General features: G+C 66.7%; 19 protein-coding genes. 6 read left to right on the forward strand and 13 right to left on the reverse strand.

Annotated features, from left to right (window positions below; translation table 11 throughout):
* Positions 1 to 11: 11 nt before the first annotated feature.
* A complete protein-coding gene (locus tag RE429_RS13235) occupies positions 12 to 869 on the forward strand; it encodes a dienelactone hydrolase family protein (RefSeq protein ID WP_414471221.1) in 858 nt (285 codons plus the stop codon).
* 66 nt (positions 870 to 935) lie between these two features.
* Here the strand turns inward: RE429_RS13235 and RE429_RS13240 are convergent, their stop codons facing one another.
* From RE429_RS13240 to efp, 6 genes are all read right to left on the reverse strand, one after another.
* Entirely contained in the window at positions 936 to 1,397 is a 462-nt protein-coding gene (locus RE429_RS13240) for a hypothetical protein (RefSeq protein WP_414471222.1), read from the reverse strand.
* 142 nt (positions 1,398 to 1,539) lie between these two features.
* Positions 1,540 to 2,475 carry a Gfo/Idh/MocA family protein gene (locus RE429_RS13245; protein WP_414471223.1) on the reverse strand — a complete coding sequence of 312 codons (936 nt, stop codon included), beginning with the start codon at positions 2,473 to 2,475 and terminating at the stop codon, positions 1,540 to 1,542.
* Positions 2,476 to 2,522: 47 nt separating this feature from the next.
* Entirely contained in the window at positions 2,523 to 3,236 is a 714-nt protein-coding gene (locus tag RE429_RS13250) for an RlmE family RNA methyltransferase (protein WP_414471224.1), read from the reverse strand.
* Complete coding sequence (locus tag RE429_RS13255) at positions 3,212 to 4,336, reverse strand: Ppx/GppA phosphatase family protein (RefSeq protein WP_414471225.1); 1,125 nt, start codon at positions 4,334 to 4,336, stop codon at positions 3,212 to 3,214. Before RE429_RS13255 ends, RE429_RS13250 begins: the two co-directional genes overlap by 25 nt.
* A gap of 110 nt (positions 4,337 to 4,446) precedes the next feature.
* Positions 4,447 to 5,631, reverse strand: a complete 1,185-nt coding sequence (locus RE429_RS13260) for an aminotransferase (RefSeq protein ID WP_414471226.1) — start codon at positions 5,629 to 5,631, stop codon at positions 4,447 to 4,449.
* A 137-nt stretch (positions 5,632 to 5,768) separates the two neighbouring features.
* Positions 5,769 to 6,335: an elongation factor P gene (efp, locus tag RE429_RS13265; protein ID WP_414471227.1), complete on the reverse strand. Its 567-nt coding sequence runs from the start codon at positions 6,333 to 6,335 to the stop codon at positions 5,769 to 5,771.
* 142 nt (positions 6,336 to 6,477) lie between these two features.
* On the opposite strand from efp, the gene epmA reads away from it, so the two are divergent.
* Both epmA and RE429_RS13275 read left to right on the forward strand, forming a co-directional pair.
* A complete protein-coding gene (gene epmA, locus RE429_RS13270) occupies positions 6,478 to 7,542 on the forward strand; it encodes an EF-P lysine aminoacylase EpmA (protein ID WP_414471228.1) in 1,065 nt (354 codons plus the stop codon).
* Positions 7,539 to 8,582, forward strand: coding sequence for a lysine-2,3-aminomutase-like protein (locus tag RE429_RS13275; protein WP_414471229.1), 1,044 nt, complete (start codon positions 7,539 to 7,541; stop codon positions 8,580 to 8,582). The genes epmA and RE429_RS13275 overlap by 4 nt, the downstream gene beginning before the upstream one ends.
* A gap of 2 nt (positions 8,583 to 8,584) precedes the next feature.
* Here the strand turns inward: RE429_RS13275 and arfB are convergent, their stop codons facing one another.
* Positions 8,585 to 9,007, reverse strand: coding sequence for an alternative ribosome rescue aminoacyl-tRNA hydrolase ArfB (gene arfB / locus RE429_RS13280; protein ID WP_414471230.1), 423 nt, complete (start codon positions 9,005 to 9,007; stop codon positions 8,585 to 8,587).
* Positions 9,008 to 9,164: 157 nt separating this feature from the next.
* Here arfB and RE429_RS13285 point away from each other — a divergent pair, with 157 nt between their 5' ends.
* On the forward strand, positions 9,165 to 10,091 hold the full coding sequence (locus tag RE429_RS13285; protein WP_414471231.1) for an AEC family transporter: 927 nt from the start codon (positions 9,165 to 9,167) through the stop codon (positions 10,089 to 10,091).
* A 129-nt stretch (positions 10,092 to 10,220) separates the two neighbouring features.
* Here RE429_RS13285 and RE429_RS13290 read toward each other — a convergent pair whose 3' ends face one another.
* Positions 10,221 to 10,433: a hypothetical protein gene (locus tag RE429_RS13290; protein WP_414471232.1), complete on the reverse strand. Its 213-nt coding sequence runs from the start codon at positions 10,431 to 10,433 to the stop codon at positions 10,221 to 10,223.
* A gap of 470 nt (positions 10,434 to 10,903) precedes the next feature.
* Here RE429_RS13290 and RE429_RS13295 point away from each other — a divergent pair, with 470 nt between their 5' ends.
* Positions 10,904 to 11,113, forward strand: a complete 210-nt coding sequence (locus RE429_RS13295) for a hypothetical protein (protein ID WP_414471233.1) — start codon at positions 10,904 to 10,906, stop codon at positions 11,111 to 11,113.
* A gap of 58 nt (positions 11,114 to 11,171) precedes the next feature.
* Here the strand turns inward: RE429_RS13295 and dprA are convergent, their stop codons facing one another.
* From dprA to RE429_RS13320, 5 genes are all read right to left on the reverse strand, one after another.
* Positions 11,172 to 12,359: a DNA-processing protein DprA gene (gene dprA / locus RE429_RS13300; RefSeq protein ID WP_414471234.1), complete on the reverse strand. Its 1,188-nt coding sequence runs from the start codon at positions 12,357 to 12,359 to the stop codon at positions 11,172 to 11,174.
* Between the two features lie 4 nt (positions 12,360 to 12,363).
* Complete coding sequence (gene plsY / locus RE429_RS13305; RefSeq protein ID WP_414471235.1) at positions 12,364 to 12,966, reverse strand: glycerol-3-phosphate 1-O-acyltransferase PlsY; 603 nt, start codon at positions 12,964 to 12,966, stop codon at positions 12,364 to 12,366.
* 10 nt (positions 12,967 to 12,976) lie between these two features.
* Positions 12,977 to 14,269, reverse strand: a complete 1,293-nt coding sequence (locus tag RE429_RS13310) for a dihydroorotase (RefSeq protein ID WP_414471236.1) — start codon at positions 14,267 to 14,269, stop codon at positions 12,977 to 12,979.
* 8 nt (positions 14,270 to 14,277) lie between these two features.
* On the reverse strand, positions 14,278 to 15,225 hold the full coding sequence (locus RE429_RS13315; RefSeq protein WP_414471237.1) for an aspartate carbamoyltransferase catalytic subunit: 948 nt from the start codon (positions 15,223 to 15,225) through the stop codon (positions 14,278 to 14,280).
* A 259-nt stretch (positions 15,226 to 15,484) separates the two neighbouring features.
* Positions 15,485 to 17,074: a M10 family metallopeptidase C-terminal domain-containing protein gene (locus RE429_RS13320; protein ID WP_414471238.1), complete on the reverse strand. Its 1,590-nt coding sequence runs from the start codon at positions 17,072 to 17,074 to the stop codon at positions 15,485 to 15,487.
* A gap of 255 nt (positions 17,075 to 17,329) precedes the next feature.
* Between RE429_RS13320 and RE429_RS13325 the strand changes: the two genes are divergently transcribed.
* Complete coding sequence (locus RE429_RS13325) at positions 17,330 to 18,967, forward strand: isovaleryl-CoA dehydrogenase (protein WP_414471239.1); 1,638 nt, start codon at positions 17,330 to 17,332, stop codon at positions 18,965 to 18,967.
* The last annotated feature ends 46 nt before the right edge of the window (positions 18,968 to 19,013 follow it).

Consider the following 19,013-nt stretch of genomic DNA (forward strand, 5'->3'; position numbering starts at 1 on the left):
GGGAGGCCTTCATGGATCAGCGCATCATCGACCTTTACGACGACTTCACCCATGGCGGCATGAACCGCCGCTCCTTCCTCGACAGGCTGGCGGCCCTCGCCGGCAGCTCCGCTGCGGCAACGGCCCTGCTGCCGTTCCTGCAGAACAACTACGCCATGGCGCAGACGGTCCAGGAAAACGATCCGCGAATCGCGACCGCCATGGTCGACATCCCCGGCCCTCAGGGGCTCAAGGGCTATCTCGTGAAGCCGAAGGACAGCAGCGGGAAGCTGCCGACGGTCCTCGTCATCCATGAGAACCGTGGCCTCAACCCGCATATCAAGGACGTGACCCGCCGGATCGCCGCCGAGGGGTTCATCGCGCTCGGCCTCGACTACCTCTCCCCGATCGGCGGCACGCCCGACGACGAGGACAAGGGCCGGGACATGATCGGCCAGCTCAAGGCGCCGGACGTGATCGCCTGCGGCAAGGCGGCGGTCGCCTATCTGAAGGGCCTCCCGGACGGGAACGGCAAGGTCGGGGCCGTCGGCTTCTGCTGGGGCGGCGGAGCGGTCAACACGCTGGCCGTCAACGAGCCCGACCTGAACGCGGGCGTCGCCTATTACGGCGGGCAGCCGAAGGCGGAGGACGTGCCGAAGATCCGGGCCGCCCTCATGCTTCATTACGGCGGCCTCGACGAGCGCATCAACGCAGGCATCCCGGCCTACGAAGCGGCGCTCAAGCAGGCGGGCAAGACCTACGAGATCTACGTCTACGAGGGCGCCAACCATGCCTTCAACAACGACACCAATGCGGCCCGCTACGACAAGGAAGTCGCCGGTCTCGCCTGGAGCCGGACGGTCGGGTTCCTGAAGAAGCATCTGGCTTGAGACCTCGCCCGTCATTCCGGAGCTGCGCGGCGGCGTCCGGAATGACGGGCGATCGAACAACGCCCCTCAGCCTTTCAGATGGGTGTTGCATTGCGAATAATAGCCGCCGCCCTTCTCGATCCACTTCAAGCCGCCATTGTTCGCCCCACCGGAGGCCTGGTTGGCCTTGTACTGATCGAGGCAGGTATGCATCCGGGCTTTTCCGGCCGATTCAGTCGAGTATTTCGACGAAACGGACGTCGGGAAGACCACATTGCCTCGCACCATCGGAGCAGCGGGTTGCGCCGTGGACGGCTTGGCCTGGGGCGGAGGCGTCACGGCCCCGGTTGTCGCCGGTGCCGCCGTCTCTCCGCACTGTGCCTTGCGGAAATCGTTCCACTTCATCGTTCCGAGGGTTCCGGCCGTCTGGGCGGCCTTATACTTGGCGCTGCATTCCTTCATCGTCAGGGCGGAAGCCGGAACCGGATGGGTCAGGAAAAGTCCCGCGGTACCGGCCACAATCGCAGAGAAAATCAGGTGCCGTTGCATGATCAAACCTCCCGCACTCTCGTGCGCGCCCGATCCGGCAAGAGCCCTTCGCGTCGCGACCAACCGGACGCTTCCTGCCCTGTCGGGGAGCGCTCGTTACAATCATGCCTGAGCAGCTGAATCGGTTCCCCGGCAGGCCTTATTAATCCTCGAACGCCTCCACCTGGATGCGCTTGCCGATCATGAAGGCGTCCGCCACCAGGCGGAACGGGGCGTCGTCGACCTCGGAGCGGCCGAGGGTGAGAAGCGCGTCGAAGCGCCGATAGATGCCCTGGTACTCGGCAGGCTCCTCCTGCACCACGAGGCGGCCGTCGATTTCCAGGCAGCTGCCGCCATGCGAGAGCTTGAGGGCAAAGCCCGCTTCCGTTTCGACCTCGATGTCCCAGGTCTGCGGGCCGGTCTGGCGCCAATCGAAGACCGCCTGAAGCTCCCCGTCCGTATGGCCCGTCTGAAGCTGCAGCGTGGCGGCAATCGGCGCATCCCTGTTCGCCGGGAACTCCAGGTCGGCCGTCTTGATGAAGACGGGCTCGGGCATGATGCGGGTCACGATGGAGAGGGCGTTGATGCCGGGGTCGAACACGCCGAATCCGCCCGCCTCCCAGATCCATTGCTGGCCCGGATGCCAATGGCGCACGTCTTCCTTCCAGGTCACCTTGAGGCGCTTGATGGACCAGCCGGCGAGCGCCTTCTTGGCCTCCTCGACCGCCTTGTTGTATTGGGCGTGCCACGTGGTGAAGACGGTCCTGCCCTGCTTCTCGCCCAGGTGCCGCAGATCCTCCAGCTCGCTCAGAGTGGCGGCGGGCGGCTTTTCCAGAAGCACGCTCTTGCCGGCCAGAAGCGCCTCGCGGGCGATCTGGTGGCGCACCTGCGGCGGGGTGCAGATCGAAACCGCCTCCACGTCCTTGAGGCCCAGAAGGTCGCGATAATCCCGGAAGGTGTACCGGGCGTCCTTATCGGTCAGCCCACGCGTGCTCGAAACCGCCAGAAGCTCGAAATTCGGATTGGCCCGGATGGCCGGCAGGTGCTGGTCCTGCGCGATCTTGCCGAGGCCTATGATGCCGATCTTGTGCGTGGTCATGGGCGTGGTCTTTCCATGGAGCAACGGCCACGCCCTGCGCGTGGCTCTTATGAGGTCCGTTCTGTCGCACCCCGAAAACCGGTCGCCAGCACATAGAGTTCCGCCGAATCCGCCCGGCTTGCCGCGGGCTTCACGTGGCGAACGACGGCGAAGTCGCGCTTGAGATCCGTCAGGAGCTGGTTTTCCGTGCCGCCCTGGAACACCTTGGCGAGGAATGCGCCACCGGGAGCCAGGATCTCGCGGGCGAAATAGATCGCGGCCTCCGCGAGCCCGATGATGCGCAGATGGTCGGTCTTCTTGTGGCCGGTGGTGTTGGCGGCCATGTCGGACATCACGACGTCGGCGGGGCCGCCCAGCAGCTCGATGATCTTGCCCGGGGCGCTCTCGTCCAGGAAGTCGAGCTGGATGAACTCCACCCCCGCCATGGGATCGATGGGCAGAAGATCGATGCCGACGACCTTGCCTTTCGGCCCCGCCGTCTTGGCCGCGATCTGGGACCAGCCGCCGGGGGCCGCGCCAAGATCCACGACGCGCTGGCCGGGCTTGAGAATGTGATATTTCTCGTCGATCTCCAGAAGCTTGAAGGCCGCGCGCGAGCGATAGCCCTCGCGCTTCGCGCGGGCGACGTAGGGGTCGTTGAGCTGGCGCTCGAGCCATTTCTGCGAGGAGAGGGAGCGCTTGTTCGCCGTCTTCACGCGCTGCTTCAGGTTGCGGACACCCGAGCCGGACTTGGTGCTCACCGTCGGCCTCCCTCCCGCCATACGCTGTCTTCTCTCATCATCTTCATCAGAATTCCTTCGCGTAAGCCCCGGTCCGCGATGCGCAGGCGATCCGAAGGGAAGGCCCGGCGGATCGCCTCCAGAATGGCGCAGCCGGCCAGAACCAGATCGGCCCTCTCCCGGCCGATGCACGGATTGTCGGCCCGCTGCTGAAAGTTGGAATGCAGCAGGCGGTTCATCACCGTCGAGATCTCGCGGTTGCGCATCCACATCCCATCGACCCTGCGCCGGTCGTATCGGGCAAGGCCCAGGTGAATACCCCCCACGGTCGTGACGGTTCCCGACGTGCCGAGGAGATGGAAGTTCCTGGCCCGTCCCGCCTCGGCCGCCACGAGGGCGAAATCCATGAGTAGGTCGGAGACCTCCTCGACCATTCCCTCGAAGCTCTCGGGCGTCACGTCAACCCCCCCATGCCGCTCGGCGAGGGTCACGACGCCGACCGGCAGGGAATCCCAGGCGCGGATTCGCTTGCAGGGATCGGCGAAGGCATGCGGCGCCTGGCCGTCGAGCCAGGCGATCTCCGTCGATCCGCCGCCGATGTCGAAGATGATCGCCGATTGCGCCTTCGGATCGACCAGGGCCGCGCAGCCCGTCACGGCCAGATAGGCCTCGGTCTTGCGGTCGACGATTTCGAGATCGAGTTCCAGGTCGTTGCGGACGCGCTCGATGAACGAGAGACCGTTCTCGGCGAAGCGGCAGGCCTCCGTCGCCACCAGCCGCGCGCGGATCACCTCCTTGGCGACCATCTTGTCGCGGCACACGCGAAGCGCCTCGATGGTCCGCTCGATGGCATCCTCGCTCAAGGCGTTGCCGAGGCCGAGCCCCTCGCCGAGCCGGACGATTCGCGAGAAGGCGTCCGTGACGCGGAACCCGAAATGCGCGGGCTCCGCAATGAGGAGACGGCAATTGTTGGTGCCGAGATCGAGCGCGGCATAGCTTCGGGGCGGACGCCTTCTCGCGTCCCGCCTGATCCATGTCGCCGGCTGTCCGGAAGTCCACGCCGAGGCGCTTCCGGCCCCAGCAGATGGGGCCGCGCGTCGATCTCTCTCCTCGGTCGTCGCATCGGCTTTCACGGTCAACATCAAATCCCTGGGCATTCCAGCGGAACGCCGGTGTTCCGTTTAGAGTAACAACCGGCGACTGGATCTGCCAAGGGTTGCGACGCAGATTGTGGCCGCCCCTTGGCGGAGCGTCAGAGGGCCAAGCCCTTCAGGCGGTCCGTGAGCGTGGCCAGAACAGGGGCGCCCACATTGGCGACCGCGATGCGCAGGTGCCCGTCCTGACCGGGACCGAAATAGCTTCCGGGCAGGCATAAAACGCCGCGCTCGGTCGCCAATTTCTCCGCGACGGCCTGGGCCTTCGCTCCTTCGAAAGGATGCCGCAGATACGCGAAATAGGCGCCCACCGATTCGATGCGCCACTCCGGAAGCGGCGCCAGCGCCTCCCGAAAAACCTGTGCACGCCGGTTGATCTCGGCCCGGTTCTCCTCGCGCCAGGCGCGCAAGCCGTCGATCGCCCAGGGCAGGACGGCCTGAGCCGTCCGGGGCGCGCAGATCTGGATGCAGTCGAGAATCTTGGCGATCTGCTCGACGAGCGCGGCATCCGCCGTGATCGCCCCCATGCGGTGCCCCGGAATCGCATAGGACTTGGAGAAGGAATAGAGCTGGATCACGTTGCGGCGCCAGGCCTCGCCGGTGAAGAGCCCATGCGCGCGGTTCATTCCCTGGGGCAGGAAGTCCCGGTATGTCTCGTCGATCACGAGATAAATGCCGCGCCGCGCGCACAGCTCCGCGAAGCTCTCGACGACGTGGGCGGGATAGACGGCCCCGGTCGGATTGTTCGGCGTCACAAGAACGACGGCGCGGACCTTCTCGTCGATGAGCGCCTCGGCATCCTCCAGGAGCGGGACGAAACCGTTCTCCGGCCGGCACGGCAGCGGACGCGGCTCGACCCCCAGCATGTCCAGGCTCATCTGGTGATTGAAGTACCAGGGTGTCGGCAGAAGCACCGCGTCGCCTCGCCGGGCGAGCAGCATCATGGCGACGAAGAAGGCCATGTTGCAGCCTGCCGTGATGGCCGTGTCGGCCGCCTCGATGCGGCCCTCGTAGAGGCGCGACATCTCCTCCGCGTAAGCCTGCCTCAGGCCCAGGTCCCCGTTGATCGGCCCGTATTGCGAGGTCGCGGGCTCGCCCGCGACCGAGGCGAGACGCTCCAGGAAGCTCGCATGCGGCGCATTGCCGGGAACCGCCTGGGAGAGATTGATCAGAGGCCCGAAGGATCCGTCGTAGCGCCGCGTCCAGCTCTGCGCCTCCGGAATCGGAGGGCTGCCGACATCGGCCACGAGGGAGTTGATGGGTGCGAAGAGACCGCCGGCCATGGGATTTAAGGCTCCGAACAAGGAAAAGGCAGGGACTCCGGTGAAACTCGACCGAAATTCCCTGCCCTGCAAGGTGTATTCGCGGCGCCCCCCGTCGCGCTCAGATCAAGGCGGGCATGACGGGGAGGGAAGGAACCTTAATCCTTCGCGCGCTCCACGTAGGAGCCGTCTTCCGTCATGATCACGACGCGGGTGCCGGCCGTGATGTGCGGAGGCACCAGGGTGCGCACGCCGTTGGACAGGATGGCGGGCTTGTAGGACGAGGAGGCCGTCTGGCCCTTCACCACCGGCTCGGTCTCGACGATCTCGAGGGTGACGCGGGCGGGCAGCTCGATGGCGATCGGCACGCCGTTATGGGTCGAGAGCATCACGGCCATGCCTTCCTGAAGGTAAGGCTTCAGATCGCCGATGATGTCCTCGGGAACCGCGACCTGCTCGAAGGTCTCCGGGTTCATGAAGTGGAAGCCTTCGCCGTCCTCGTAGAGATAGGTGTGCTCGCGATCCTCCACGAACGCGCGCTCGACCTGCTCGGTGGTGCGGTAGCGCTCGGAGACCTTCACGCCGTCGGAGATGCGGCGCATGTCGAGCTGGGTGACGGGCGTGCCCTTGCCGGGGTGGATGTTCTGGGCGGTGAGCACGACATAGAGCCTGCCGTCGATGTCGACGACATTGCCTTTGCGGAGCGTAGAGGCGATGACCTTCACGGGAAGCGTTCCTTGTGACAGATAGGAGGCGCGTCGCGAGGCCAGCAGCCCAGTCCCGGCGACGCCGAAATTCGGTTTCGCTGCCGCAACTAGCCTATCTCGGCGAAAATCGCCAGCCTGACGTGTGAGGAAGTCTTTCCCGATGGACAACGCCACGCCTGCCCCCTCCCCCTGGTGGACGCCCCATGTCCATGCGGATCGCCGCCCTTTCCTCCTCGGGCGGAACCGGATCCAGGCGGCGTTCCGCGGCTTCTTCGGAGCCCGCGATTTCGTGGAGGTGGACACGGCTGCGCTTCAGGTTTCCCCAGGCAACGAGGCGCATCTCCACGCCTTCGCCACCGAGGCCGTCGGGCATGGCGGGACGAGCACGCCCCTCTACCTTCACACCTCTCCGGAATTCGCCTGCAAAAAGCTGCTGGCCGCGGGCGAGACGCGGATTTCGTGCTTCGCCCATGTCTACCGCAACCGGGAGCGCGGCCCCCTTCATCATCCAGAATTCACCATGCTCGAATGGTACCGGGCGGGTGAAGGCTACGAGACCCTCATGGCGGATTGCGCGGCCCTGCTGGCGCTCGCCGCCGAGACGGCGGGCACCCGCGCCCTCGCCTACAGGGGCAAACAGGCCGATCCCTTCCAGGAGCCGGAACGCCTGAGCGTGGCCGAGGCCTTCCGGCGCTTCGCCGGAATCGACCTCCTCGCCTCCATCGACCGGAGCGGCGCGACGGACCGGGACCGCCTGGCCGCGGGGCTCCGGGACGCCGACATACGCGTGGCGGAGGACGACACCTGGTCGGACCTCTTCAGCCGCATCATCGTGGAGCGGGTCGAGCCGCATCTCGGCCTCGGCCGCGCCACGATCCTCGACGAATACCCGGTCGCCGAGGCGGCGCTCGCCCGGCCGACGGCCCGCGACCCGCGGGTGGCCGAGCGGTTCGAGCTCTATGCCTGCGGCGTCGAGCTGGCGAACGCCTTCGGCGAATTGACCGACCCGGACGAGCAGCGCCGCCGGTTCGAGGCGGAGATGCGGGAGAAGATGCGGGTCTACGGAGAAAGCTATCCCCTGGACGAGGATTTCCTGGCGGCCCTGAGCGGGATGCCGGAAGCCAGCGGCATCGCGCTCGGCTTCGACCGCCTCGTCATGCTCGCCACCGGGGCTTCGCGCATCGACCAGGTGATGTGGGCTCCCGTGCCGGAGACAGACCATTGAGCACCCTTCGCACCCCGGCCGAACTGGAAGAGGCCGGACTGATCGCCTCCGGGGAGGTGCCCGGGATCGCCCGCGTGGCCGAGCGCTACGCCATCGCGATCAGCCCCGCCATGGCCGATCTGATCGACAAGGCCGATCCGGACGACCCGATCGCACGTCAGTTCGTTCCCGATGCCGCCGAGCTCGCGACGACGCCGGAGGAGCGCGAGGACCCCATCGGCGATCTCGCTCATTCGCCGGTCGAGGGCATCGTGCACCGTTACCCCGACCGCGTGCTCCTGAAGGCCGTGCATATATGCCCGGTCTATTGCCGCTTTTGCTTCCGGCGGGAGATGGTGGGGCCGCAGGGTCTCGGCACCCTCGCTCCGGAGGCCTTGGACAGGGCCTTCGCCTATATCGCCGGGCATCCGGAGGTCTGGGAGGTGATTCTCACGGGAGGCGACCCGATGGTGCTCTCGGCCCGGCGCCTGTCGGCGCTGATGCAGCGCCTTTCCGCGATCGGGCACGTGAAGATCGTGCGCCTGCACACCCGCGTCCCGGTGGTCGAGCCGGAGCGGATCGACGAGGCGCTGATCGCGGCCCTGAAGACGAGCGGCAAGACCGTGTACGTGGCGGTCCATGCCAATCATCCGCGCGAGCTCACGCCCGCCGCGCGCGCCGCCTGCGGCCGGCTCGTGGATGCGGGCATCGTCATGCTCAGCCAGTCGGTGCTGCTCAAGGGCGTCAACGACGATCCGGACACGCTCGCCGCCCTCATGCGCGCCTTCGTGGAGACGCGCATCAAGCCCTATTACCTGCACCATCCCGACCTCGCTCCCGGAACGGCCCATTTCCGCCTGTCTCTCGACGAGGGCCGCGCGCTCGTGGCCGGTCTGCGCGGGCGCATCTCGGGGCTGTGCCAGCCGACCTACGTCCTCGACATTCCGGGCGGCTACGGGAAGGCCGCGATCGCCCCCGACACGGTCGGCGAGGAGGACGGGTCCCAGACGATAGCGGATTTCCGGGGCCGCCGGCACCTCTATCCGCCGGCCGAATCCTGATCTCAGTCGTAGCCGGGCTTGGAGGTTCGCCCCTTCTTGATGTCGGAGCGCCGCCCCTTGGCCTCGAGCCTGCGCTTCTTGGATGCGAGGGTCGGACGCGTGGGCCGTCTCGGCTTCGGACGCTCCGTCGCCTGGCGGATCATCTCGACCAGACGGTTCACCGCATCCTCGCGGTTACGCTCCTGCATGCGGAAGCGCTGCGCCGTGATGATCAGCACGCCCTCATTCGTCAGCCTCTTCCCGGCGAGCCGCTCCAGGCGAACCTTCACATCCTCCGGCAGGGACGGCGAGCCGCGCACGTCGAAGCGCAGCTGCACGGCGGTTTCCACCTTGTTGACGTTCTGCCCGCCCGGGCCCGACGCGCGGATGAAGCTCTCCTGAAGCTCGGCTTCATCGAGCGCGATGCTGTTCGTCACCTGGATCATGCGGTCCTCGCGGGGGCAGGAAGAAAAGGAAATGGGGCGTGGGTCGGTCCTGTCCAATGAGCGCAGATCCCGCCCTTGTCGAGCTTGGGAATAAGCTTTAAGCGCCTCATATCGTCCAGCTGTCGAGCCAGTCCGGCCCGGCCTTCCAAGCGCTCCCATGTCCGCCGTTTTCGCCAGCCTTATCCCGACCTTCCTGATCATCGCAACCGGCTGGCTCTGCCGCATCACGGGTTTCGTGAACGACCAGCAATGGTCCGGCCTGGAGCGCGCGACCTACGTGATCTTTTTCCCCGCCCTCATCGTCGATACGCTGGCCCGGGCGGATCTCGCATCCGTCCCGGTCCTGGGCGTCGGGGGAGCGCTCGTCGGCGCCATCCTGTTCATGGCGGGCCTCATGCTGGCCCTGAGGCCCGTGCTCGAGCGCCATGCGTCCCTCGACGGTCCGAGCTTCACCTCGGTGTTCCAAGGAGCGACGCGCTGGAACACGTTCGTGGCGATCGCCGTTGCGGGCAGCCTGTTCGGCGAGCGCGGGATCGCCCTGATCGCGGTCGCCATCGCGGCCATGGTGCCGCTCCTGAATCTCCTCGCCTTCTACGTGTTCATCCGCTTCGCCGGCCGACCGCGGCAGAGCCCCAAGGCCATCCTTCGCTCGTTCGCCACGAACCCTTTCATCTGGTCCTGCGCCCTCGGCCTTTCACTCAACCTTCTCGCTCCGCCGCTGCCGAAGCCCATCGTCTCCTATATCGACCTGATGGGGCGGGCCTCGCTGGCGGCAGGCCTGCTGATCGTCGGAGCGGGGCTCGACCTTCGCCGCCTTGCCAAGCCCGGCCTTCCGCATGCCCTGGCATCGGCCTGCAAGCTGCTTCTCATGCCGCTCGTCGCGGTAATTCTCGCCCATTACGCGGGGATCGGCGGCAACGACCTGCTCGTCACGATCATCGCAGCCTCCGTTCCGACCGCCGCGGCCGGTTACGTGCTGGCGCGCCAGATGGGCGGGAACGCGCCGCTCATGGCCGAGATCCTGACCCTGCAAACCCTTATCGCCATGATTTCCATGCCGATTTTGATCGGGATCCTGGGCTGAGGACGGGGGCTTTTGTCGGGACCCGCCGTCCCGACAAAAGCCCCCGCGTCGTTTCCTGATCGTTCCCCAAAAACGAAAACACCCCGCCGGCCCGAGCCGGCAGGGCTTAAACTTGCGCACAGGTCGATGTCAGGCAGAGACCATCTCCCGGGCCCCTGCGCCTTCCGTCGATGAAGGATGGATGCTGCCCTCACGGCCGGCGGAGACCATGACGATCGCGTCGGTTGCAAGGCTGCGGAACTCGTCCTTGACGTCTTCCGGCGCCCGATCCCAGGTTTGCTCATCGTTCTCGACGCCGAAAAATGCGCGAGCCACATGTTCGATTTGCTGGTCCAGACCCATCACGGCTCCTCCGAAGTGCCTCTTCGGGTATTAAACTCCTATCGCAACGTTTATTTCCTTATGCCCTACGGCCTAGGCCGTACGGCCTAGTAACGGTCCCCGCTTTGCGTTCGACGCTCTGGTCCCGGGCCTTTTTGGATGGGGCTGGCGCCCGGGGCGGAGATCCTGGCTCTCCGGATTTGGGCAAGCCCTGTCGGCATTGCGGTCCCTGCCCTGCCGGATTCTCTTCTGGGTTGATCCCTGCGGCGAGAAACACAACCTATGATTACATAAAGATCACTTGTTTCATTTACGGTTGCATTGATAATGAGCGTCCTGTGAAACAGAAGCACAGCCGCATCCAGATGACCAAAGCTCCAATCTCCGGCCTTCCCGCTCCCTTGCCCCAGGACTCCTTGCCCCAGGACTCCTTGCCCCAGGACTCCTTGCCCCGGGACTCTTTGCGCCAGGATTCTTTGCGCCAGGATTCTTTGCGCCAGAACGAAGAGTTCGCGGGCGGCATCTCCGTCGCTGGCCGGGACGCCAAAGGCGCGGCCGAGACGGCGCGCTACATCGCGGAATTCACCGCTGAGTTGTCCTACCTCGCGCGGCGGGAACGTCTCGATCTGCTGGCCTACCTCCTGGACATGGCAAGGCTCGAAGCGGCGCGGGCCGTGCAGGCCGATGCCCGGAAACGGTAGCTCAGGGGGTCAAGGATCAGGGGTCCTGGGTCAGGGGTCCTGGGTCAGGGGTCCTGGGTCAGGGGTCCTGGGTCAGCGAGACTGCGTTGCCGCCATGGCGCTCCAGCCGTCCCGCGATTTCGAGTTCGAGCAGGATCATCTGGACGGTCCGGATCGGAAGCCCGGACTGACGCACCAGATCGTCGACGGCGACCGGCGAAGGGCCGAGGAGCGCGATGAGACCGAGGGCGGCATCCGTCCCGCCCTCCTCGATCCCGGGGGCAGGCGAGACGGAGCCTTTCGGCGCCCGGGGAACGTCCGGCAGATCGAGCTCGTCCCACAATTCCTCGGTATCCAGGGGGTGATGCGGCTCTTCCGCGCCGGGCTCCGCGCGGGGCCCTGAGGCGATCAGCGGTTCGAGCACGCTCGTGACGTGCTCGACGGAGGCGCAGAGGGTGGCCCCGTCCCGGATGAGGTCATTCGTTCCCTCGGCGCGAGGGTCGAGGGGAGATCCCGGCACGGCGAAGACCTCCCGTCCCTGCTCCAGGGCGAACCGGGCGGTGATCAGAGAGCCGGAGCGGCGCGCCGCCTCGACGATCACGACCCCGTAGGAGAGGCCGGAGATGATTCGGTTGCGGCGCGGAAAATCGCGCCCGCGCGGCTCCCATCCCATCGGCATTTCGGAGACCACGGCCCCGCCCTGCTCGACGATGGCGCGCAGGAGCGGCTCGTTCTCGGACGGATAGACCTTGTCCTGCCCGCCCGCGAGCACCGCCACCGTGCCGGTCTGAAGCGTCGCCCGATGCGCCCGCGTATCGACGCCGCGCGCAAGGCCCGAGACGACCACGTAGCCGGCTTCGCCCAGCTGTCGGGACAGGCGCTCGGTGAAGGTGAGCCCCGAGGCGGAAGCATTGCGCGAGCCGACCATGCCGACGGCTGGCCGCGCGAGCACGTCCGTGGAGCCGCGCACGCCGATCAGCGGCGGCGCGGTATCGATGGCCTGCAGGGTCTTCGGGAAGTCCCGCTCGCCCATGGCGACGAAGCGCACGCCGAGGCGCGTGGCGGCGGCCATTTCCTTCTCGGCCACCGCACGGCTCGTCACCTTCAGGGAAGGCCGCCCGCCGCGCCGCGCGAGATCGGGCAGGGCCTCGAGAGCTGCGGATGCGCCGCCGAATTTGTTGATCAGGGCGCGGAACGTTCGCGGTCCCACACTCTCCGACCGGATGAGCCGGAGCCAGTCGAGGCGCTGCTCGTCCGTCAGCTCCACGGCTTCAGCCCTTCTGACCGATCTTGCCTTCCGTTCCGGCAAGGAGCCGGGTGATGTTCGCGCTGTGCTTCCACCACAGAAGCGCCGCGAGGATCACCACCATGCCGGCGAGCGCGGGCTGGCCCAGAAGCCACAGGGCGATCGGGGTCGCGGCGCTGGCGACGAGGGCCGAGAGGGACGAATAGCGCGACGCGAAGGCCACCCCCAGCCAGATCGCCGCGAAGATCAGCGCGGCGATCCAGTTGAGGCCGATCAGAACGCCGATGAAGGTGGCCACACCCTTGCCGCCCTTGAAGCCGAGCCAGACCGGGAAGAGATGGCCCAGAAAGGCCCCGAGCGCGGCCACGCTTGCCGCATGCTCGCCCCATCGGGCCGCGATCAGCACGGCGGCCGTGCCTTTGAGGGCGTCGCCCAGAAGGGTCGCGGCGGCAAGCCCCTTCCGGCCGGTGCGCAGGACGTTGGTCGCGCCGATATTGCCCGAGCCGACCTTGCGGATGTCGCCCAGCCCCGCCATGCGGGTGAAGATCACCCCGAACGGGATCGAGCCCAGGAGATAGCCGAAGACCAGGGCTCCGAGCAGGTACAGCATGTTCACTTCGTCGGACATTCGGGTCTCGTCACGTTGGGCGGCGGTCGAACACGATCCTGCCCGCAACCATCGTGATCGTCACCTGTCCTTCCAGACGGGCCTCGTCGAATGGCGAGTTCTTGGACAGGGACTTCAGATCGCGCTTGTCGAGTACGTAGGGCGCCTCCGGGTCGAACAGGATGAGGTCGGCGGGAGCCCCGATCTTCAGCCGCCCGGCCGGCAACCCCAGGATTTCCGCGGGTTTCGAGGTCATCGCGCGCAGAAGCTTCGGCAGCGAAATGCGGTCCGAATGGACGAGGCGGAGCGCCGCCGAGAGCAGCGTTTCGAGCCCGACGGCCCCGTTCGCGGCCTCTGCGAAGGGCAGGCGCTTGTTCTCCACATCCTGTGGATTATGGTCCGAGACGATCACGTCGACGGTCCCCTCGGCCAGGGCCTCGATCATCGCCTGCCGGTCGTCCTCGCTCCTCAAGGGCGGCGAGAGCTTCAGGAAGGTGCGGTAATCCCCGATGTCGTTCTCGTTGAGCGAGAGATGATTGATCGAGACGCCGCAGGTCACCGGCAAGCCCCTCGCCTTCGCGGCGCGGACGATCTCGGCCGAATCGGCGGTCGAGATCATGGCCGCGTGGTAGCGCGCCCCGGTGAGGCGCACGAGGCGCATGTCGCGCTCCAGCATGATGGTCTCGGCCTCGCGGGGAATGCCCGGAAGCCCGAGGCGGGCGGAGAACTCGCCCTCGTTCATCACCCCCTGGCCGACGAGATCCGGGTCTTCCACGTGATGGACGACCAGCGCGTCGAAATCGCGGGCATAGGTCAGCGCGCGGCGCATGACCTGTGCGTTGGTGACGGAGCGCGCACCGTCCGTGAAGGCGATCGCCCCCGCCTCCTTGAGGCGCCCGATCTCCGCCATCTCCTCGCCCATGAGGCCCTTGGTGAGGGCCGCGGCCGGCAGGATGTTCACGACGGACGTATCGCGCGCCCGGCGCACGATGAAGTCGATCACCGCCGGATCGTCGAGAACCGGGCTCGTATCCGGCATGGACACCACGGTCGTCACGCCGCCGGCGGCCGCCGCCTCGCCCGCGCTTTTCAGCGTTTCGCGATAGGGCCCGCCCGGCTCGCCGATGAAGGCGCGCATGTCGATGAGCCCAGGGCTCAGCACCTGGCCGGCGCAATCGATCACATCGGCATCGGCGGCCTGGGTCAGCTGCGGCCCGAGATCCCGGATCACGCCGTCGCGGACCAGGAGACCGCCCGCCTCCTCGCGCCCGGTATCGGGATCGACGAGGCGTGCGTTCTTGAAGAGAAGTGGTTTCAGGCTCATCGCGCGTCTCACCCGTTCGGCAAATGGCTCGCGAGAGCCTCGAGCACCGCCATGCGGACGGCCACGCCCATCTCGACCTGCTCGCGGATCAGCGACTGCGCGCCGTCCGCCACGTCGGAGGAAATCTCCACGCCCCTGTTCATGGGGCCCGGATGCATCACGAGCGCGTCCGGCCTGGCGTAGGAGAGCTTCTCCTGGTCGAGACCGTAAAAGCGGAAGTATTCCTTTACGGAGGGCACGAAGGAGCCGTTCATGCGCTCCCGCTGGAGGCGCAGCATCATCACGATATCGGCGCCTTCCAGCCCTTTGCGCATGTCGGTGTAGGTCGGGAAGCCGAGCCGCTCGATGCCGGGCGGAAGGAGATTCGTGGGCGCGACGAGGCGCACCTGCGCCCCCATGGCGGCGAGCAGGATCATGTTCGAGCGCGCCACGCGGGAATGCAGGATGTCGCCGCAGATCGCGACCGTCAGGCCCTCGATCCGTCCCTTGTTGCGGCGGATGGTCAGGGCGTCGAGAAGCGCCTGGGTCGGATGCTCGTGCGCGCCGTCGCCCGCGTTCACGACCGCGCAATCGACCTTCCGGGCCAGGAGATGGACCGCGCCGGCCGCGTGATGGCGCACGACGATGATGTCGGGGCGCATGGCGTTGAGGGTCGCGGCGGTGTCGATCAGGGTCTCGCCCTTCTTCACCGAGGAGGAAGCCACCGCCATGTTGAGCACGTCGGCGCCCAGGCGCTTGCCCGCGATCTCGAAGGACGATTGCGTGCGGGTCGAGGGCTCGAAGAAGAGATTGATCTGCGTCCGTCCACGAAGGGACGTTTTCCGCTTCTCGATCTGCCGGCTCACCTCGACCTGATCGTCGGCCAGATCGAGCAGCGCCTGTATGTCCAAAGGAGACAGCCCCTCGATTCCGAGGAGATGCCGGTGAGGAAAAACGGTTCGGGAGGTGTCGCTCATGTTAAGCGATGGGCTATAGGGGAAGTCGGCGGAGGCGACAAGCCGACATTGGACCTCAGGGTGACTTCGGACCTCAGGGTATCTTCGCACAGGGTCCTGCGCGCGATTGTCCCGGGCCGCACACCGCGTGGGTCCAACGGCCGCCCCGGAGGGGTACGCCGGAACCTCGACCGTCTTCCCGCACATGCTCCCGGAATGGTCGGACGGCAAAGCCCCGGCGGCTCCCCGCCAGGGTCCGGGTCGCAGGCGCGGTCTGGCATCAGGTGACGATGAAGTCGTTGTGGGTGATGGGCTTGTCCTTGCCGATATTGGCGAACACCACCTGCCCTCCGGCCTTGCTGCCGTTCGAATCGTACCACAGGTCGCCGGTCGCCTTGTTGTAGCCGATGTGGTCGTCCCCGTCCTTGGCGGCGGCGCCGAGCCTGAAGAAGCCCGAGGCGAGCGCACCGGTCTTCTTCAGCGCCGTGAACACGCCGTTCTCCAGCTGGATCGTGTCGTCGGTCCTGTTCCAGTCGGCGATCCGGTCCTTGTTGGATTGGGTGCTCGGAGCCTTGTCGAACACGAAGACGTCCTGCCCCGAGCCGCCATAGAGCGTGTCGTTGCCGGAACCGCCATAGATCGTGTCGTTACCGGACCCGCCCTTGAGGGTATCGTTGCCGGCAAGCCCTTTCATGGTGTCATCGTACCGGCTGCCCGCGACGGAATTGGCCCCCGCGCTTCCCGTCCAGCCGATCGTGACATGATCGCCCGCCGCGAACCGGATGGATCCGAGCGCCGCGTATTGGGCGGAGGTGAGAGCGATGGAATTCGTCGTCGAGTCCAGCATGTCGACGCCGCCTGCCGCGAGCTTTGCGAATTGAGCTGCCGTGAGCCTGGCGAGATTCGCGCCGCTGTCGGCGATGGTCACGGTATCGTCCGCGGCGAAGACCATGCGGGTTCCCGCAACGGCCGCGGCTTTCGCCGAGGTGAGCACGGTGGCGTCGAGGTCATTGTCCTGGTCCGCGTCCAGCACGTCCGCGCCCTTCGCGCCGAGCGCCGCCAGCTCGGCCGCCGTGAAGTCGCCGATCGCACCAAGAACGGTCACTTTGTCGTCCGCGACGTAGGGCAGGCCGAACTGCGTCAGGCTCCAGGCCTGATGATGGCTGAGGGTGACCGGATTGGAGGCATCCAGGAAGTCGACGCCCTGCGCCCTGAGGGCCGCGAACTGAACGTCCGAAAGATCGGCCAGTTCGGTGCTGGAGCCGGTCGCCGACACCTTGTCGTCCGTCGCGAACTTGATCGACGGATCGAGCTGCCGGAGCCTCGAGAAGGAGATCCCGATCTCGCCGTCCTTGACGTCGATGAGCTTGACGCATTGCGATTTCAGAGCGGCGAACTCGGCCGGGGTCAGCAGGCCGAGATTGTCTCTCGTGTCCAGGAGAGCCACCGTATTGCCGCTGGTGATCCCCTGATGGATGACGTTGAGATTGGCCGAGGCCCTGAGCTGCTCGACGGAGAAGACGATCGTGCCGGTGGATCCCGCATCGAGGCTTTTGAAGCCTCTGGATCCCAGCATGATGATCTGTCCGACGCTCATGCCGGAGATGAAGGCGGCCGTTTCGCTCAGCGTGCCGCCGCCGCCGTTCGGATTGAAGGAGATGTTCGTCTGCAGCAGGGCGGCAGCCTTCTCCCAGTTCCAATTGAAAGGGGACCAGGCCGAAAAGCTGATGGCCCCGTTCGCGGCCAATGTACCGATGTCTTTCGTCGTCAGATTCTGGAAATTGATGCCCTGATCCGACACGATGATCGGGGCCTGATGGTCGATACGCACGAGGGCTTCGGCGATCGTCAGAACGATGGGGTCCGCCATTGTCAACTCCTTCCCGGATTCGCTCACGAGACAAGGGAAACTCGTCGTCCGCGTAAGGCATGGAGATTCCCCGGTCTACTCTTTAAAGGTATAGTATTTCGTTTCGCGATCTTCTGTGCGGGAGAGCACGAGGCGGAAGAAAGTCCCGCGGACCGCCCCGCCCGCCGGGACGGAGAGTGCCGCCGCGTTCAGGCGGCGGGTGCCGGCCCTTCACGGCCGCCCTAGAATAGAAAGGCGCTTTCGGAGACCGCTGCCGTGCCGCAATCTCTCGACCCTCATGAGATCTTCAACCAGACGCCCCCCTTCGGCGATGCGAGCCTGATCGCGGGAGACCGCCCCCTGCTGGACGCCCTCGCAGGCAACGGGGTCGATTGCGAGGCCGAAGGACTCAGCGCCTTCGGCGAGGCCTGGGGCAGCGCCGAGCGGCTCGACCTCGGACGGCTCGCCAACGAGAACCCGCCGAAACTGCGGACGCACGATGCGCGAGGCTACCGGATCGACGCGGTGGAATTCCACCCGGCCTATCACGCCCTCATGCGGGCGAGCATGGCGGACGGGCTTCATTCCTCGACCTGGGACGAGCCGCGATCGGATCACGCGCATGCGGCCCGGGCGGCCAGGATCTACACCGTGGCCGGGGTCGAAAGCGGCCATGTCTGCCCGATCACCATGACCCATGCCGCGGTAGCGGCGCTCGCCGCCGCGCCCGCCCGGCTGAACGAGTGGCGGCCGCGGATCCGCTCCCGGGACTACGATTCCCGCTTCATCCCCTTCTGGGAGAAGAGTTCCGTCACCCTCGGCATGGGCATGACCGAGAAGCAGGGCGGAACGGATGTGCGCGCCAACACCACCCGAGCCGTCCCGACCGCCGGCGACGAATATGCGCTGACCGGGCATAAATGGTTCATGTCCGCGCCCATGTGCGACGCCTTTCTGGTGCTGGCCCAGGCGCCGGGCGGCCTCACGTGCTTTCTCCTGCCGCGCTTTCGGCCCGACGGCTCCCTGAACGGGCTTCGCCTTCAGCGGCTGAAGGACAAGCTCGGCAACCGCTCCAACGCCTCCTCCGAGGTCGAGTTCGTGAACGCGTTCGGCTGGCGCATCGGCGAGGAGGGAGCGGGCGTGCGCACCATCATCTCCATGGTGCAGCTCACGCGACTCGATTGCGCGGTCGCGTCCGCCGGGCTCGTGCGCATGGGCCTGACCCTGGCCATGCATCACGCCCGCCATCGCACCGTCTTCCAGAAGAAGCTCATCGACCAGCCCGCCATGCGAATGGTGCTCGCCGATCTCGCCCTGGACAACGAGGCCATGACGGCGCTCGCCCTGCGCACGGCCCACAGCTTCGATCTCGCCGCCCGGGACGAGCACGAGGCGGCCTATGCCCGCCTCGTGACGCCCGCCGCCAAGTTCGGCATCTGCAAGGCCGCGCCCAGGCTCCTCTACGAGGCCATGGAGAGCCTGGGCGGCAACGGCTACGTGGAGGAGAGCCCCCTGCCCCGCCTCTACCGGGAGGCCCCGGTCAACGCGATCTGGGAAGGCTCGGGCAACGTGATCGCCCTCGATCTCCTGCGCGCCGAGGGGCGCGACCCGGAGCTCGCGGCCGCCGTGCTGGAGCGGCTCATGGCCGATGCGGGAGACCTGCCGGGTGCCTCCGAGGCGGCCCGGGACATCGTCCTGGCCCTGCAATCGCCGGACGCGGAGGCCAAGGCCAGATTCGTCGCCGAGCGTCTCTTCTCCCTCGCGGCCGCCGGGGCCCTGGCCCGCTCCGCTCCGCCCTCCGTGGTGGAATCCTATGCCCTCACCCGGCTGGCGCGGCCGGCCCGGATCATCGGGGCGAACGAGCTGGGGGGAGCCGTCGAACCCTTGCTGGAGCGGGCTTTCGTCACCAAATAACGGTGGACGGAAAACGGCCGATTTGACTTGTCTTCAATCATCAACC

Origin of the sequence: Microvirga sp. M2 (assembly GCF_047497095.1) — a bacterium.
GTDB lineage: Bacteria > Pseudomonadota > Alphaproteobacteria > Rhizobiales > Beijerinckiaceae > Microvirga.

Bases quoted from the DNA above. Each gene is read 5' to 3' on its own strand.
- RE429_RS13310 (WP_414471236.1), bottom strand. From the start codon at position 14,269: ATGAGCCTGAAACCACTTCTCTTCAAGAACGCACGCCTCGTCGATCCC.
- epmA (WP_414471228.1), top strand. From the start codon at position 6,478: ATGGACAACGCCACGCCTGCCCCCTCCCCCTGGTGGACGCCCCATGTC.
- RE429_RS13320 (WP_414471238.1), bottom strand. From the start codon at position 17,074: ATGGCGGACCCCATCGTTCTGACGATCGCCGAAGCCCTCGTGCGTATC.
- RE429_RS13315 (WP_414471237.1), bottom strand. From the start codon at position 15,225: ATGAGCGACACCTCCCGAACCGTTTTTCCTCACCGGCATCTCCTCGGA.
- RE429_RS13245 (WP_414471223.1), bottom strand. From the start codon at position 2,475: ATGACCACGCACAAGATCGGCATCATAGGCCTCGGCAAGATCGCGCAG.
- RE429_RS13255 (WP_414471225.1), bottom strand. From the start codon at position 4,336: ATGTTGACCGTGAAAGCCGATGCGACGACCGAGGAGAGAGATCGACGC.
- RE429_RS13250 (WP_414471224.1), bottom strand. From the start codon at position 3,236: ATGGCGGGAGGGAGGCCGACGGTGAGCACCAAGTCCGGCTCGGGTGTC.
- RE429_RS13285 (WP_414471231.1), top strand. From the start codon at position 9,165: ATGTCCGCCGTTTTCGCCAGCCTTATCCCGACCTTCCTGATCATCGCA.
- RE429_RS13235 (WP_414471221.1), top strand. From the start codon at position 12: ATGGATCAGCGCATCATCGACCTTTACGACGACTTCACCCATGGCGGC.
- RE429_RS13240 (WP_414471222.1), bottom strand. From the start codon at position 1,397: ATGCAACGGCACCTGATTTTCTCTGCGATTGTGGCCGGTACCGCGGGA.
- arfB (WP_414471230.1), bottom strand. From the start codon at position 9,007: ATGATCCAGGTGACGAACAGCATCGCGCTCGATGAAGCCGAGCTTCAG.
- plsY (WP_414471235.1), bottom strand. From the start codon at position 12,966: ATGTCCGACGAAGTGAACATGCTGTACCTGCTCGGAGCCCTGGTCTTC.
- RE429_RS13260 (WP_414471226.1), bottom strand. From the start codon at position 5,631: ATGGCCGGCGGTCTCTTCGCACCCATCAACTCCCTCGTGGCCGATGTC.
- RE429_RS13290 (WP_414471232.1), bottom strand. From the start codon at position 10,433: ATGGGTCTGGACCAGCAAATCGAACATGTGGCTCGCGCATTTTTCGGC.